The sequence below is a fragment of the Psychroflexus sp. MES1-P1E genome, assembly GCF_002836055.1.
Lineage (GTDB): Bacteria > Bacteroidota > Bacteroidia > Flavobacteriales > Flavobacteriaceae > Psychroflexus.
On record NZ_PJBS01000338.1, the window covers coordinates 1 to 13,571 of the forward strand.

11 protein-coding genes are annotated in these 13,571 nt (G+C 34.8%); 7 read left to right on the forward strand and 4 right to left on the reverse strand.

All coding sequences use genetic code 11. The features are described 5' to 3' along the window. Positions 1-156 precede the first annotated feature (156 nt). Positions 157-420 (forward strand): hypothetical protein, encoded by a 264-nt coding sequence (locus CXF67_RS15145; RefSeq protein ID WP_257984714.1) that lies wholly within the window; start codon positions 157-159, stop codon positions 418-420. Between the two features lie 270 nt (positions 421-690). Here the strand turns inward: CXF67_RS15145 and CXF67_RS15150 are convergent, their stop codons facing one another. Beyond that, complete coding sequence (locus CXF67_RS15150) at positions 691-2,529, reverse strand: DUF4139 domain-containing protein (protein ID WP_102089508.1); 1,839 nt, start codon at positions 2,527-2,529, stop codon at positions 691-693. Between the two features lie 75 nt (positions 2,530-2,604). On the opposite strand from CXF67_RS15150, the gene pxpA reads away from it, so the two are divergent. The 3 genes from pxpA to CXF67_RS15165 are packed head-to-tail and all read left to right on the forward strand — an operon-like array spanning position 2,605 to position 4,912. Next, positions 2,605-3,345: a 5-oxoprolinase subunit PxpA gene (gene pxpA / locus CXF67_RS15155; protein ID WP_102089509.1), complete on the forward strand. Its 741-nt coding sequence runs from the start codon at positions 2,605-2,607 to the stop codon at positions 3,343-3,345. Beyond that, on the forward strand, positions 3,342-4,049 hold the full coding sequence (gene pxpB / locus CXF67_RS15160; protein WP_102089510.1) for a 5-oxoprolinase subunit PxpB: 708 nt from the start codon (positions 3,342-3,344) through the stop codon (positions 4,047-4,049). Before pxpA ends, pxpB begins: the two co-directional genes overlap by 4 nt. 2 nt (positions 4,050-4,051) lie before the next feature. Continuing rightward, complete coding sequence (locus tag CXF67_RS15165) at positions 4,052-4,912, forward strand: 5-oxoprolinase subunit C family protein (RefSeq protein ID WP_102089511.1); 861 nt, start codon at positions 4,052-4,054, stop codon at positions 4,910-4,912. Here the strand turns inward: CXF67_RS15165 and CXF67_RS15170 are convergent. Continuing rightward, a complete protein-coding gene (locus CXF67_RS15170; RefSeq protein ID WP_102089512.1) occupies positions 4,884-6,266 on the reverse strand; it encodes an aldehyde dehydrogenase in 1,383 nt (460 codons plus the stop codon). The two genes, CXF67_RS15165 and CXF67_RS15170, sit on opposite strands and share 29 nt — an antisense overlap. 108 nt (positions 6,267-6,374) lie before the next feature. Between CXF67_RS15170 and CXF67_RS15175 the strand changes: the two genes are divergently transcribed. The 3 genes from CXF67_RS15175 (at position 6,375) to CXF67_RS15185 (ending at position 11,002) form a co-directional block, all read left to right on the forward strand. Beyond that, on the forward strand, positions 6,375-8,138 hold the full coding sequence (locus CXF67_RS15175) for a TonB-dependent receptor (protein ID WP_102089513.1): 1,764 nt from the start codon (positions 6,375-6,377) through the stop codon (positions 8,136-8,138). 93 nt (positions 8,139-8,231) lie between these two features. Continuing rightward, positions 8,232-9,362: a hypothetical protein gene (locus CXF67_RS15180; RefSeq protein ID WP_102089514.1), complete on the forward strand. Its 1,131-nt coding sequence runs from the start codon at positions 8,232-8,234 to the stop codon at positions 9,360-9,362. Next, a complete protein-coding gene (locus CXF67_RS15185; protein ID WP_102089515.1) occupies positions 9,362-11,002 on the forward strand; it encodes an amidohydrolase in 1,641 nt (546 codons plus the stop codon). Before CXF67_RS15180 ends, CXF67_RS15185 begins: the two co-directional genes overlap by 1 nt. On the opposite strand, the gene CXF67_RS15190 is transcribed toward CXF67_RS15185, so the two are convergent. Both CXF67_RS15190 and CXF67_RS15200 read right to left on the reverse strand, forming a co-directional pair. Then, entirely contained in the window at positions 10,995-11,696 is a 702-nt protein-coding gene (locus CXF67_RS15190) for a class I SAM-dependent methyltransferase (RefSeq protein ID WP_102089517.1), read from the reverse strand. The genes CXF67_RS15185 and CXF67_RS15190 overlap by 8 nt on opposite strands. 503 nt (positions 11,697-12,199) lie before the next feature. Further along, positions 12,200-13,571, reverse strand: a 1,372-nt coding sequence (locus CXF67_RS15200; RefSeq protein WP_102089516.1) for a pyridoxal phosphate-dependent decarboxylase family protein, incomplete at its 5' end; no start/stop codon positions are given.

Genomic DNA, 13,571 nt, shown 5'->3' on the forward strand with positions numbered 1-13,571 from the left:
ATTAAAGGTATTTAACCCTTAGGAACGAATAGCCTATATTTAAGGATTGGTATAGGTGTTGTGAAAAATAAATGTAAAATATGTAAGAAAACAATCATTGGGAGATCGGACAAGATCTAATGCTCTACCTATTGTAAAAATTACTATCACAAGCATTTGCGATATGCAACCAAAAAGGCCGCAGTAGAAATTAATGGGTTTTTAAAACGCAATTATGCCATACTACTTGAACTAGTAGGAAAGAATAAAACACAGATAAAAGTGTGTCGCCATCTACTAGCCAACAAAAACTTTCGCTTTAAATACCACACCCACCTTCAAATAAATTCTAAGGGTAAAACCTATCATTATAGTTATGATCTAGCATGGATGCCATTTTCAGATGATGAAATCTTGATCATTAGAAAAAGGAATCCATAACTTTAAAAATGCATAGTGTCTATAATCTACTTATAAAAAGGATGTCCTACACTTTGAACTGCTTTCCTCTTTACGGAAGCCCTTTTATCGTTAAAAAAATACCTTATCTAATTTATAAACAGAAATAGACATTATTTGATATGTCGGTATTCCAGTGTTATAAGTATAACTACAAAAGCTTCTTGTTGATCTCATCAGTTATTAAATCACCTATATTAAAAGACTTTAATTTGGTAGTAGATCGTGATGGGTGGTTGGGTTAAACTCTCCTTAGGGCCTTAAATTTAAAACTCTATTTTTAGGATATTTTAAAGTGTAGCTATAGCTCAGAGTGGTTTTTTCGTTGGGCTGTAGTTGTACTTTCCAGGTTATATATCCAGTTTTAGAATCGTATTCTGCTTTGCTATAGTTTACATCTTCGACCTCTATGGACTCATCCCTAGAAATAGGCACACGTTCTTGAATAAGAATGTCAACCACTGAATTTTTGGTGTTTTTTACTTCAATCTCATAGGCTTTATCGATAATTCTAGTGTTACCAAAGAAAGTCTGAGAAGTCTTTTTTCTAGGAAGTGTGCGTTCCAATACAATTTTTTCATCGGCACCCAAGGAGATGCTTAGGTTATCCTCTAAAAATCCAAGGTTTAAACTCGTAGTGCCAAGATAGCTATTGGCAAAATATAAGTTGGCAGTTCCCTCTATCAAATCAAGGTCTTGCCAGTCTTTTAATTGAGCGATTAAAAATACAGAAGATGACAATTCTGGAGCGGAGTAGTATTCGTAGGTAGTTTCAAGCTCATGTTCATTGAGTTGGAACTGCTTATCATCAAAACTCGAAACTAAACTGATGGGTTGAGGAAGTTGAAACTCAACAGAAGTTTGTTGTTGTATAGCTTGGGCAACCTCTTGGATATCGCCAGCTGACTTTTTCTTTCTTGCGTTTCCATAACCCATGATAACTACTTCGTCTAAACTCGCGGAATCTGTCTCAAGATTAATGTTAATATTACTGTTATAAACAGGAATACTAACGCTTTCAAAACCTAAATAGCTATAAGTGATTGTTTGTGAGTTTCCAACATCAATAGAGTAGTTCCCATCAAAATCTGTTTGAGTGCCCTTATTCCCAATCAGCACATTAACACCTGGCAAAGGGAGGCCTTGTTGGTCAAACACTTTTCCCAGAACACTTTTTACGCTAGGATTATACCTTAAATTTTGATATCTATAAGATTGCCTTTTTTGTTGAACTGGAGAATTATAATCTAAATAATAAGGCTCTAATTCTGGTTTGACAGTGTTGCTGTTTGGTTTTGCAGTGGATAGCTTTAAATTGATGTTTTCCCAATCCTCCCCGCTGCTCTGGTAAACCTTTGCTTTATAAGTAAGAGTGATGTTTTCATCACTATCTTCAGTTTTGAGGTCATAGGCCGCATACCATCCTGCATCAAAAATAAAGTAACTCAAAGAGAGAGTTCGGTTTCCACTATTCTCAACTTCTAGTTCAACCCTTATCTTACCTCTGTTAATTCGGTTTTTACTTTCTAGTTTTTTGATTTCATTAGTGAGTTTTAAAATGTCTTCGTTATGCGCTTTAAGGAGGAGTTGTTGGTCATAAATAGAATTGGAAATAGATTCAATCTGTGAGGAGTAGTAGTCTTTGTAGGCTTTTATTTTTTCGACGTTCAATTCATTTTCGCCACCATCAAGGCTTTGATTATTTTCTAGAAGCGCTATGGACTTTTCTAAGGATTTTATTTTATTGCCCGTGTAAACTTTCTTTTTTTCAAAGTCTTTAAGTTGATTTTTCAATTTATCTAAAGCTATCGAGGACTCCTTTTTATTCAAAAAGTCAGTTTCGAAGGCGATAAAATTCAAATTGATATTTTCAAGACCAGTAACGATGATACTCGATTCATCGATATTTGGTGATAAATTATCGAAGACTAGCGTATGAAGACCTTGATTTAAGCTGATTTTTTTTTCTGAAGTCACCTGAGCGCCAGAATTATAGACTATCGCGGAAACCACCTTAGAATCTACAGTTTGGGTTTGTGAGTAAAGTTGAAAATTTAGAACGAAAACTAGGAGAATTAAAATAGACCTCATATAAATTGGTTTTATATAGGAAAAATACTTAAAATTGTTTTAACTCAGCATAACTTTTATAAATTTCAAATAAAATTGACAACGATAAATCTAAATTGTGACTTAGGCGAAGGAGGAAATTACGATGTGCTATTAATGCCGTTTATATCTTCTTGTAATATTGCTTGTGGCGGACATTATGGAACTGTAGAGACTGTAAGAACAGCTGTTGAGCTTGCAAAACAGTATCATGTACAAGTTGGAGCACATCCTTCTTATCCAGACCTAGATAATTTTGGTCGCCAATCTATAACACTTCCCTCTAAAGATCTTAAGAAAAGTATTCACCATCAAATCGATTTGGTGGAAGACGCTTGTCAGTTCTATGAGGTCAACTTACATCACATAAAACCTCATGGGGCTTTGTATAATGATATGCGGAAAAGTCCAGAACTGGCAAATTTAGTGTTAGAAGTTATTCAGGAAAGAAACAAGGACTTGGTCTTGTTCAGCCCACCTAGAGTAAATTTTCAAAACGATAGTCCATATTCGATCCATATTTGGATTGAAGGTTTTGCAGATCGAGCCTATCAAAACGATTTAAGTTTGGTTCCAAGAACTCAAAAAAATGCTGTTCTACACGATCCAAATCTCATTTCTAAAACTGTTTTAAAAATGATAAAACATCAAAAAGTGAAATCAATTTTGGGTGAAGAAATCGATCAGAAATTCGATACTATTTGCGTGCATAGCGATACTCCAAATGCCTATGAGATTTTGAAGATATTGACCTCCCAATTATCTAAGAATGCAATCAAAATAGATAGAGTATCATGAGTGAATCTACGCGTATTTTTCAGCTTAGTGAGCGTTCAATTTTGATAGAATTTAACCGGGATATCACTAAGAATCTTCTATATTTTTTATTGAATTTAAAAGAAGATATCTTTTTAAATAAAAGTGAACACATACTTCAAGTTACAAACACGTATAATTCATTGTTGGTTGTTTATAAATTCACTATAAACAATTTCAATAGTGAAAAAAACAATTATTTTGAACTTATTTCCAACGTATCTACAACGGATATGCCCAAGTCTTCAACCAGAAAAATACCAGTGTGCTACGAGTTGGATTTTGGTTTAGATTTAGAAGAAGTTTCTAAAAAAACTGGTCTATCGATTTCAGAAATTATCAAGCGTCACACGCATCCAATTTACACGGTATATTTTATTGGGTTTTTACCTGGCTTTCCTTATCTGGGAGGTATGGATTCTTCCTTGTTTTGCAGGCGAAAACCCAATCCTAGGTCTAAGATAAATTCAGGTTCAGTGGGGATTGCTGGATCTCAAACTGGAATTTACCCTTCAAGCTCCCCAGGAGGTTGGCAAATTATAGGAAGAACACCCCTGTCTTTATTTGATAGTCATAAAACAGACACCCCCTGTGTTTTAAGTCCAGGAGATTCTCTCCAATTTGAATCCATTACCAAGGAAGAATTTGACAACCTTCACTCTCATCCTTCTGATATAAAACTATAACAATGAGCATTTATATTCATAAAGCAGGATTGTATTCTTCTCTTCAAGATAAGGGAAGGTTTGTGGGGATGACTTATGGGGTTCCAATTTCTGGAGCGATGGATCAAAATCTTTATCATTTTACAAACACTATGTTGGAGAATCCCGCTAATTCTTCATCTATGGAGTTTTATCAACAAGGCTTAGAACTTGAGTTCACTTCGCCAACATTTATGTGTATAGGCGCTTTGGGAGGCGATTTTAAACTCAATGATAAACCGGTAGACCCTTTCGAAATCATAAAGATCAAAAAAGGAGACTTCCTTAAGATCAAACAACTAACTAGCGGGAATTGGGGATATATTGCTGTGAAAGGTGGCTTTGAGTCTGAAAGGCCGTTTAACAGTCAAAGCTTTTATAAACCCATAACGAAGCGGCAATTTGAAAATGATGATGTTTTAATTTACAAGGCTTTCGATGGAGAAAGTGGTGGGGAGTCACCTGTATTTGACATGAGTTATTATAGAGCGAGTGAATTAGAGGTGTTTGAAGGTCCTGAATTTTATAAGCTAAGTCAAACCTTAGACTACCAATTAAAACATGCTGAGTTTTCTTTGTCTACATCTTTAAACCGCATGGCTTATCAAATCCAAGAGCGTTTGGTAAATGACTTGGAGGAAATCATTACGGGTCCTGTGCTGCCAGGAACTGTTCAGTTTACGCCTGCTGGGAAAATGATAGTATTGATGAGAGATGCACAAGTGACTGGGGGTTACCCACGAATCCTTCAATTTTCTGAAAAGTCCATAAATCAGTTGTCGCAAATGCGAGTTAAATCAAAATTCACTTTTAAGTTTAGCGGAATAAATTCAGAAAAGATTTGAAAGAATCCAGTCGTTTATAAGGGGGATATTTTAAAGGGATATCCAGCCAATTTTTACGATGAACAATAGGTTTTTGGCGTGTAAAAGTATCAAAAGATGCTCTGCCATGGTAATTGCCAACTCCACTAGCCCCTACACCTCCAAATGGAAGTTTATCGTTTAAAAAATGAACAATGGTATCATTGATGACTCCACCTCCAAAATCGAAGCTTTGGTTAACTTGATTGGTGAAAGAACTGTTTTCGCTAAACACGTAAAGAGACAAAGGCTTTTCGAAGCTATTGATAGTGTCCTCCAAATCCTTAAAATTGGTAAAGCTATACAGTGGCAAAATTGGACCAAAAATTTCCTCTTTCATCAGTGGTGAATCAAAATCTGGAGAATCCACTAGCGTAGGAGAAATGTAATTGGTTTCTGCATTAGAAATTCCACCATAGATTACTTTTTGATCGTTTAGAAATCCATCTAATCTTTCAAAGTGAGTAGCATGAATAATTCTGGCATAGTCTGAAGAGGCTTTAGAAGGATCTCCATAAAAGTCTTTAAGGGTTTCCACTAACTTCTCCTGAAATTTTTCTCTGATGTCTGAATGAATAAGCAGATAATCTGGAGCGATACAAGTTTGGCCAGCATTCAAAAACTTTCCCCAGCAGATTCGTTTGGCAGCAATATCTAGATTTGCAGACACATCTACGATACAGGGATTTTTCCCTCCTAATTCCAGAGTGTGAGGCGTCATATGTTTTGCGATCTGTTGCGAAACAATTTTTCCTACAGGGACACTTCCTGTAAAAAAGACATAATCCCATTTTTGATTTAATAAAATTTGAGTTGTCTCTACGGCGCCTTGGATAACTATAGCTTGGGAGTCTTCAAATACTTCATCGATTATTTTTTCTAAGATATCTGCGGTATATGGGGCGTGTTCAGAAGGTTTTAAAACAACTGTATTTCCGCAAGCAATGGCTCCAATAACTGGTGTAATAGCTAACTGAAATGGGTAATTCCAAGGGGCTATTACTAGTGCTTTTCCCCAAGGAACGCAATAGATTTTATCACTAGAAGGGAAATTTAGCCAAGCAGAGAAAATTGATTTTGGTTTGGACCATTTTTTAATTTTTTTGATAAAGAGGTTTAATTCTTTGTAAGCCACATAAAGCTCGGTAGTCAAAACTTCAAACTCTGGCTTTTGAAAATCTTTATAAAGAGCATCTACAATATCCTGTTCATGAAATTTAATACTAGCTTTTAGTCTTTCTAGAGTTTCTATTCTCTGAGATATAGATTTCGATTTTTCAGTCTTTAAAAATTTATCCTGATCGTTCATCAAACTTTTGACTTGATCGTCCTTCATAATTGCGTTTTTTTAAATTTAGGCTTTAGTATGAAATAAAATTCAACCTTAAAGAGTTATTTATGTTTTAAAGATGACGTTATTTACACAAGTAAACAAATAAATAAAATGAACTTGACGATCAAGCTAAACCTAATTTTTTTAGTTGTTTTTTTAATTAGTATTAAAGCAATTGCTCAAAGAGATACGATTAATACCGATAAGTTGATTATCGTAAAGCAGTACTCTCCTACGGTTAATGATGCCTTTAAAATCAAACAAAAGCCAAGCGAAAAGGATTCTATAAAACAGGTGCGTAGAGAGCTGTCTTATTCATTTATCGACGTTCCAGTGGCTTCTACGTTTACACCTGCCAAAGGAACAGCCTCGGGAGTACGAATGTCTCCTCCAGACAAGCTCTTTGAAAACTATTCAAGATTTGGAGTAGGAAATTTTTCAACTATTCTAGCCGATTTTTATAGTAATTTCGATATCAATCGAGACCGTAATTTAGATATTGCCTTTAATCATATATCCTCCCAAGGAGGAATCGATGGTGTTGTACTGGACGATGATTTTTCAAATACCAATGTGAGATTAGATCTCACATCACAAGATCGATATTTCGATTGGAATTCAGGCTTTGATATAAACCGAAGGGAAGTTAATTATTACGGATTGGGATCAAAGCAAGTAGATGCTCTAATTCAAGACCAACTTAAGGCTATAGATTCCAAACAAACCTATACCAAATTAGAAGCTTTTGGAGGAATTCGTTTTACAGATCTTGTTTTAAAAGAAGCAGAGTTAACCGTCTATAATTTTACAGATAATTTTAGCAGTTCAGAACAATTGTTAACTATTCAACCTGTATTAGATATTCTCTTGAGGACTCAGAAGTTATCAATTAAAGGTGATTTTAAGTTTTTGAATGGCTCTTTTGAAGAGGGTTTGATAGGGGGGGAGAGCTTGGATTATCAACAATTCCAAGCAGGAATTAATCCTTTTATGAAGTTCAATATTCAGAATGTAAATTTGAAGTTAGGCGCTAAAGCTGTTTATTTTAATGATTTGGAAAATAGTGAAAATAAAGTTTTCTTTTATCCAGATATAAAAGCTGAGTTTAGTCTCAACCAAGAAGGTATAAACGTATTTTTAGGAGCGAACGGTGGTCTAGAGCAAAATACTTTCGAAAATTTATCACAACAAAACCCATTTTTATCTCCTACACAACTCATAAGACCTAGTAATAATCAATACAATGCCTTTGTAGGGTTTACCACTAAAATATTGGAAAACCTGTCTTTATCTTCTCAGGTGAATTATTCGAGTACAAACAACTTTGCTTTTTTTATAGCAAATCCAGAAATTGATTACGCCAATGGACACTCTAAAAGAGGCTTTGATTATCAAAATTCTTTTGGTGTAGTTTACACTGATTTAAAGACCTTTGGAGTTTCTGCTGATTTAGCGTATCAAATTGATAGTGATTTTAATGTAGGCCTCTTTGGGAAGTATTCAGATTTCTCTACAGATAATGGACAACCAGCCTGGAACCTGCCAGAAATTGAGTTAAGGGCTTATGCAGATTTTGATTTTACTAAAAATTGGAACTTCTCAGCAGCATTATTCTATATTGGAGAACGAACCGATGCCCAAGGAACTATTTTTATAGATTCCAATTCAATTCCAATTTCAGGTGGCCAGATTAATACTACAGAAGTAGAGGGTTATTTAGACCTTAATGCATCCTTGGAGTATAAGATAAATCCTAGACTTGCAGTGTTTGTTAATGGAAATAACCTATTGAATAATTCTTATAACCGTTGGCAGAATTTTGAAGTCCAAGGTATTCAAGTCCTAGGGGGACTAACCTATCAATTCAACTGGTAACGCCTTAACTTAATTTTCTTAACAAAAAGTAAACATTAGAATGCTTTATTTAAGTAGATTTGCGAAAATTGATTTTAAAACAAATCCTAGCTGATGGCAAAGAAGTTTAAACGTTATGATCGCGATAGACCTTATTTAAATATTCTTGATTTTCTTTCTGAAGAAAAGACGTTTTTAATTATAATTGTAGTCGGTATTATCATTGCTGCAACGTCGACGACCAACGCTAATTTTGCAATGTGGATTGGTTTCTTTTTTGCCGCCTATGCTGCAGTGGCTAACGATAGTATCCAGTCTCTAGGAACCTTTATAGAAAGTAATAAAGCTAATAAATGGTGGATTCTTTGGCTATTTATAGGGGGTATTTTTCTACTAACAGTCACTTACAGTTTTATCGTTTATGATGGAGATGTGACGTATCAAAGATTGACCAACCTTGATGGTACTTCCGACTATCCACATCCCGAAAAATTCACTTTTTTCCAAGTTATAGCCCCTTTAGTCTTGTTGATTTTGACGAGACTAAAAATGCCAGTATCTACAACATTTCTATTATTGAGTGTCTTCAGTGCTGATACTTCAGGCATTACATCGGTCATTTTTAAAAGCTGGTCCGGCTATATCTTAGCATTTATAATTTCATTTTTGGTATGGTATTTATCTTATAACACCATTAGGAAATATTTTAAGAGTAGGAAACATAGCCAATATTGGATGGTGGTTCAATGGCTTGTGAGTGGAACCTTGTGGGCGACTTGGGTGATGCAGGATGGGGCTAATATTGCCGTATTCCTACCAAGATCACAAACTGTAGGTCAGTTTTCAATTTTTGCCCTAACCATATTCTTTGGTTTAGGTTTACTATTCTACTTGCGAGGTGATAAGATTCAAGGGGTAGTGAGCGAAAAAACTAGAGTTTCTGATATACGTGCAGCTACCTTAATCGATTTATCTTACGTTATCCTTCTTGTATACAAGCTCTTTATTTCTACTGTACCTATGAGTACAACTTGGGTTTTTCTCGGTATTATCGGTGGTAGAGAAATTGCCATTAGCCTTTCTCGCAAGAAAAAAGGAAATAAGCATAAAAAGAAAGCGGTCTATATGATAGGTAAAGACTTTAGTTATGCCATGATAGGACTCTTTGTTTCCATAATTCTTGCTGCCAGTGGAAATTCTGCTATACGTGATGAAATTTATTCTTCAATTCAAAACTTCTTTTAATGAAAATATTTACTTTTATTCTTTCAATAGCCTCTTTGTTATTGTCTTCTTGTCAGTCTAAAGAAGAAGTGGATCTTTTAGTCATCAATGCTAAAGCGTATACAGTAGATGCAGATTTTACTACTGCTGAAGCTTTTGCTGTAACGGATGGGAAAATAGTAGACCTAGGATCAACTTCAGATTTAAGTTCGAAATATACGGCTAAGGAAACTCTAGATGCTGAACAAAAAACGATCCTGCCAGGTCTTATAGATGCCCACGCCCATTTGTATAATTTAGGTTTAAAATTAAGTCGTGTTGATTTAGATGGAACTGTAAGTTATAAAGATGTGGTTTCAAGAGTTCAGGAGTTTAAAAAGAAATTCCCTGAAACAGAGTATATCATTGGTAGAGGATGGGATCAAAATGATTGGGCCATAAATGAATTTCCAACAAAAGATACTTTAGACTTACTATTCCCAAATACTCCAGTGGCACTTACCAGAATAGACGGACATGCGATGATTGTAAATCAAAAGGCCTTTGATAAAGCTAATATTAACGAATCTACACCGGTTTTTGGAGGAGAAATAGTTCAAAATAATGGAAAGCTAACAGGAATCCTAATCGATAATCCAATGGCTAAAATTAGAATTACATTTCCAGAATTGGATAAAGCGGCTAAAATTACCGCCTTAAAATCGGCTGAAGATATTGCTATTTCCTTAGGGCTTACGAGTCTAGTAGATGCGGGTTTAAATTCTGATGTGATTCATCTAATAGATGACTTGCAAAATGCTGGTGATTTAAAAATGAGGATTTATGCGATGATAAGGAACAATGAAGAAAATATAAGTGAATTTTTAGAGTCGGGTATTTTAAAAACAGACCGTTTAAATGTGAGGTCTGTAAAAGTATATGCAGATGGTGCTTTAGGCTCAAGAGGAGCCGCTTTAAAAGAGCCGTATTCGGATAAAGAAGATCATTTTGGAAGTATGATTATTGACCTAAACGACTTTAAAACTTTAGCGGCTAGATTATATAATTCTGAATTTCAAATGAATACTCACGCTATTGGTGATTCTGCAAATTCTGTAGTGCTAAAAACCTATGATAGTTTACTTCAGAATGATGAGAACAGAAGGTGGAGAGTAGAACACGCTCAAGTGATGGACGATAGGGATTTTAAATATTTTGATGGCGAGAACATTATTCCATCTGTTCAACCTACTCATGCTACAAGTGATATGTACTGGGCAGAAGATCGTCTTGGCGAACAAAGAACTGGATTTGCCTATGCTTATAAAACTCTTTTGGATAATGCTGGTAAAGTTGCTTTAGGAACAGATTTCCCCATCGAAAATGTAAACCCTTTCCTCACCTTTTATGCTGCTGTAGCTAGACAAGATTTAGAAAACTATCCTGAAGGAGGTTTTAATCCTGATGAAAAACTGTCTAGAGAAGAAACGTTGAAGGGGATGACCATATGGGCTGCTTATGCCAATTTTGAAGACCAAGAAAAAGGAAGTTTAGAGCTAGGAAAATTTGCTGATTTTATCCTTGTAGATCAAGATCCAATGAAAGTGGAATTAAATAAAATTCCAGTGACTAAAGTACTTTCCACATATATAGGAGGCGAAAAGGTCTATAGCCTTAATTAAGTTTTAGCTTGGCTAGGAAGGCGTAGTGATCATCGGAATAAATTAATTCACAGCTGAATCCTTCTTTTTCTGATAGGTCTTTCAGAAGCTCGAAGTCGAGATACAACCAAGGAAATAGTTGAGAGGTTTGCTTTTTATAACTCGTGGAATATTTTATTTCCCCATAATATTTATTATCATCCATGATTTCATTCTCGTGGAGAAAAATCAAGTCTGAAGAGTCTAGCAATACTTGGCCATTAGGTTTTAGAAGAGTTTTGATTTGACTAAAGAAAACAGGTAGGTTTTTAATTGTTTGAGCAATGCCTATGCCATTCATCAATAGGAGTATGGTGTCAAAGGTCTTATCTTTTAAAGTAAAGAAATCGATGTGTACAGCTTCAGGCAAACCTCTCTCTTTACAAATCCCAATGCATTTTTTAGAAATATCTATCGGTAATACCTCTAGACCTCTTTTTTTCAATTCTAAACTATGACTTCCTGCACAGCAGCCAACATCCAGAGTTGTGCCTGTTGAGAGTTGGATTGCTTTCTGCTCAATTTCTGGCATTTCTTCATAAGTTCGAAATAGATATTCTACTGGAATTTTATCATCATAAAAGTTTTCAGAATGAACAATAATAGGAGTTAGATCTTGTCTTTTGTAGTGATTTTCTACAGCCAAGCCGAATATATCTTTAGGGTTAGAATCCAAGTGTGTGATTTTATATTTGTATTGTGGATGAGTTTTTTTAAACAAGTGCCAGAAGGGTCAAATATAAGCATAAAGCCCATAAATATTTTTTCAAAAGACTGAAAAAGAAACCCACAAAGCAACATGATTAAGCTATGCAACAACTCAATTAGGAAACTTTTGAAAAAGTATATTGCCTTCCGTGCTAGCTGTTGTAAAACCACTGTCCCTTTATCCTTAAATAAAGATATCGAAAGCATCCAAAGACTTTAGAATGAAAATTTTAGTATTTATCGACACATATTTAAGAGTTAATGAACCTGATAATTATGTCTTACAAAAAGTTCTATGTTCGTTTTTGGGTGAAAATTACTTGTGTCCTATTTATGATATTAGGCCTAAAACATGTTGGGAATTCTTTCATAGGTAGTGAAAAAAATTTCAACATATTTTAAATCTGACTTTGAAAAATGTTGAAATTTGTCCCGCTGCCTTCAAGAGTGTTGATTAAATGGCAAAGCAGATTAAAGTGTCACTAGATCTTCGTGTTTTTCAGCAACATAAGTTTCCATTACTTTGAAGAAATTCAAAATATCTTTGTCTCTATTATTGCTGTTTATGGTGACAAGTCTTACAAAAGTTTCACCATCAAACTCACCATAACCCACCATTAATTTTCCATCTTGATATAATGAATTGCATAAATCTTTCGGGTCTATGTTTTTATAATTGAAGCATACAGAAATGGAGTCTTCGTAAGAATATAATTTATAGTCGGAGTGGTTTTCAATATAAATTCTAGCCGTTTCTGCCAAGTCAAATTGTTGGTTTACCATTTGTTCTAAGCCTTTGGTTCCTAGTGATTTCCATAGAGTCCAAAATTTTAAAGCATCATTTCTTCGGCCACATTGTAAGGAGGTTTTTCCTAAATTATATTCATCTCCATCCGTTTGATAAAGGTAATCAGCATCACAGGCAAAGGAGTGCTTAAGGTTGTGTTTTTCTTTAGTAATCAAGATTGAACAACTCAAAGGAATGTTCAACATCTTATGAGCATTAAAACTAAAGGAGTCTGCGTGCTCAACTCCATCGACTAGGTGTTTATACTTTTCACTAAAAATAACCGAGCCACAATAAGCCCCATCCACATGCAGCCATAGGTTTTTATAATTTTTTGTGATATGATGTATAGCTTCAATATCATCAAAAGCTCCCAAAACGGTTGTCCCTGCAGTAGCATTTACGAAAAATGGCTGAAATCCGTGCTTTAGGTCTTCTTCAATTTGATTTTGAAGTGCTAAAGGCTTCATTTTTCCAAACTTATCAGTTTCGATTTTTCTTATTTGTGAGATCCCGATGCCTCCGAACATGGCGTTTTTGGTAATGGAGTAGTGCGAAGTATCTGAGGTGTAAATGATCATTTTTTCAGAAACACCTTCAAGCTTTATAGCTCTGTTATAAGCATCTCTACCCATAAGCATGGCCATAAAATTACTCATAGACCCACCAGGAGGAAATGTACCATCTGCATTTTCTCCAAAATTTAACATTTTGCAAACCTTATCTATAATGGCTTTCTCAATACCGACTTGTGGTCCCGCAACTTTGTAAGTGTACATGCTGTTGTTGAGCATTACAGCTAAGAGTTCTCCTAGAGTGCCTTTATGATTTCGACCACCAAATAATTGGTTAAAAAATAATTTTGTAGATGTTCTAGGAGTGCTTAAAACGACATCTTCTAGTAAAGATTCAAACTTCTCTCCATCAAGTCCTTCTTCATCTAAATCAAGATCCAAAGTCTCAAAAAGTTGTTTGGCTTCAATTGGTTTTACAACTCCTTCTTTTTGCTCGTAATCTATAAGTTTTTGTGAAATTTTTTGAAATACTTTAAGGTCT

Excerpts from the sequence above, each read along its gene's own strand:
- pxpB (WP_102089510.1), top strand. The coding sequence starts at position 3,342 with ATGAGTGAATCTACGCGTATTTTTCAGCTTAGTGAGCGTTCAATTTTG.
- CXF67_RS15170 (WP_102089512.1), bottom strand. The coding sequence starts at position 6,266 with ATGAAGGACGATCAAGTCAAAAGTTTGATGAACGATCAGGATAAATTT.
- CXF67_RS15175 (WP_102089513.1), top strand. The coding sequence starts at position 6,375 with ATGAACTTGACGATCAAGCTAAACCTAATTTTTTTAGTTGTTTTTTTA.
- CXF67_RS15150 (WP_102089508.1), bottom strand. The coding sequence starts at position 2,529 with ATGAGGTCTATTTTAATTCTCCTAGTTTTCGTTCTAAATTTTCAACTT.
- CXF67_RS15185 (WP_102089515.1), top strand. The coding sequence starts at position 9,362 with ATGAAAATATTTACTTTTATTCTTTCAATAGCCTCTTTGTTATTGTCT.
- CXF67_RS15165 (WP_102089511.1), top strand. The coding sequence starts at position 4,052 with ATGAGCATTTATATTCATAAAGCAGGATTGTATTCTTCTCTTCAAGAT.
- CXF67_RS15180 (WP_102089514.1), top strand. The coding sequence starts at position 8,232 with ATGGCAAAGAAGTTTAAACGTTATGATCGCGATAGACCTTATTTAAAT.